The sequence below is a fragment of the Pseudomonas sp. RIT-PI-o genome (assembly GCF_001297215.1).
Classification (GTDB): Bacteria; Pseudomonadota; Gammaproteobacteria; order Pseudomonadales; family Pseudomonadaceae; genus Aquipseudomonas; species Aquipseudomonas moraviensis_A.
In genome coordinates this window covers 1-2,270 of record NZ_LHPA01000045.1, presented here as the reverse complement: position 1 = coordinate 2,270, position 2,270 = coordinate 1, and the positions used below count along the sequence as shown (strand labels likewise).

The following is a 2,270-nucleotide window of genomic DNA, read 5'->3' as shown; positions in this document are numbered from 1 at the left end:
CCGCAGGAAATACCGCTGGCTGTCTCGGTGATCGCCTTCAACCTCGCCAAGTCCATCACGCTGGATTACACGGTAACGCGCGGCACCCAGGATCCGAAAGAGTCGCGGATTCGTGCGCTGGCGGTGTTGCAACTGCGTGTGGATCTTTCGCACTCGCCGAAAATCATTCAAGCGGCCGACGGTGGTGACGGGACTGACCTGGATGTGTCCACGCTCACTGCTGCGGCAACTCTTCGTGGCGGTTTCTGGCCGCACATTGCCAGCGGCCAGCGTGTCTGGATGCGAGTGGAAGGCACAAAAAAAGACGATAAACCATATACGCGCACCGTATGGACTGGCCCGAGCAATGCGGTGAACGCGCTCTGGATATCGCAAGGTTATCTCGATGCATCCTTGCCCTTGCCTGATCTGCAGGGGTTGAAGGATCAAAGCGAACTGGCGGTGACGTTCATGTCCACCCCGGATCACAGCACGGATGAAAACCTGGCGCTGAGTTTTCCGGTACGTACTTATACCGTGAAGGCCGTTGAGGATGCGGTGCTAGTGAAATTCACCAATGCGCCTTACGTGATCGCACCGAGAGGTCGGCTTAAGGATGTCGAAGTTCAACTCAGCAATTTGGACGGAACCCCCCTGCAGGGAACCGTCACATTGGACCTCCCCGCTGATTTCAGCTTTAGCGATGGAGGAAGCGGCTCACGGGATTTCCCCAGCGACATCGAGGGCAAAGTCAGTGTCCGCGGTGTAACAGGCGCTCAGACAAGTGGAAGTTACAATCTGGTGGCCAGTAAAGGTGCGTCAGTTGGCGAGGCATCGGCCACAGTGACGGCCCAGGGGCAACTGAAGAACATCCCTATTGGTGGTGGGAGCTGGGACGTGAAAATCAGTGCGGATGGCACGCGTATATACGTTTCCAGTTGGCAAAAAAAGAATCTTTCCATTATCGATACAGCAACCCATGAGATTATTACAACAATTGAGAACATCACCGGTGCTCATGGTGTTGCTATAAGTCCGGATGAGAGATTCTGTTATGTGAGCAACAGATCTGTCGATAAGATCTCGGTAATTGACTTGCATGCCAAGGAGGTCATTCAAACTGTCGATACTGGTGGAGATACTACAGGCCTGATTCTTAGTCTGGATGGTCGCTGGCTATTCTCTTGCAATTACAGTTCAGGCACTATCACAAGATGCAATACTGATACTTTTGCAGCCGAAACCATCCCCGCCGGGCGAAATCCACGCCAAGGATTCGCTGGCCCTGATGGCAAATCCATTTACATATGCAATCAGACAAGCTCTGAACTTTCCATCATCGACATCGCAACATTTACCCGTCGCGCAATCGTGCTCCCTGCGCCAGCACTGGGTATCACCATCAACCACGCTGGAGATTCAGCCTATATTGCTACAGCGACCGGCATTTCAGTCATTGATATTGAACAGGAAGTAGCAATCCGACACATTGAAAGTATTGGAGGACATGCATTGATCACCAGCAAGACTGACGATTACTTATACATTACGAATATAAGTGAAGACTTGTTGCACACCATAAATCTAAGTACTGGCGCTGCTGGGCCAGCCTATCCAATTGGAAGCGGGCCTCGTCACCTCGTAAGCAGTATGGACGGAGGTTCAATGTATGTATGTAATTATGGGAGCACTTATTTGTCATGGGTTGAATTGTGATTTTCTTACAACCCTTTAACCGACATGTGGGACTGGATCAGGCCAATCGTCACATCGACATCCTTAGGGCAGCCTTCGACGTATTAGCTGAGCGCCCTCTAACCGCATCCGGCTTGTAACGCAATCGGCCGGTCATCGGCATGAAAGCGCAGCGCAATTTTTAGGGGTTTTATCAGCGGCGACTCGACCTCCCCAACATTACCACCCGTCGGATTTCCGCCCGCACCTGTCAGATCTGACAGGTGCGCAATCTCCCTTTTAGCCGTTCAATCACTCCATCGCTCAAGCCCACGGAGTGGCCACCATGTTCGACAACGACCCAATCAACGACGCTCCGCAGTTGCTACAGGAACTCAAAATCCCCGGCCGTACGGGTCCAGTGTCGTCGACGCCCCTGAGGTGGGGCATCAATCTCGCCGCGGCGAAGCTCAACTTTCCTCGTCAGGGCCTGCTCTGCCAGGCCGGGCCTTGGGGGACGATGGGTAACCGCGACTCGTTGCGCATCTTGCGGGACTCCGATCTGCAGATAGCGCTGGAAATCGTTGATGAGGATGCGGTCGGCACCGAGCTGCAAA

General features: G+C 53.3%; 2 protein-coding genes. Both read left to right on the top strand.

All coding sequences use genetic code 11. The features are described 5' to 3' along the window. Positions 1-1,695: YncE family protein (locus AEQ63_RS25315; RefSeq protein WP_161806104.1), on the top strand; the 1,695-nt coding region annotated here is incomplete at its 5' end. Between the two features lie 304 nt (positions 1,696-1,999). After that, the coding region (locus AEQ63_RS25310) for a hypothetical protein (RefSeq protein WP_152972414.1) at positions 2,000-2,270 on the top strand (271 nt) is incomplete at its 3' end.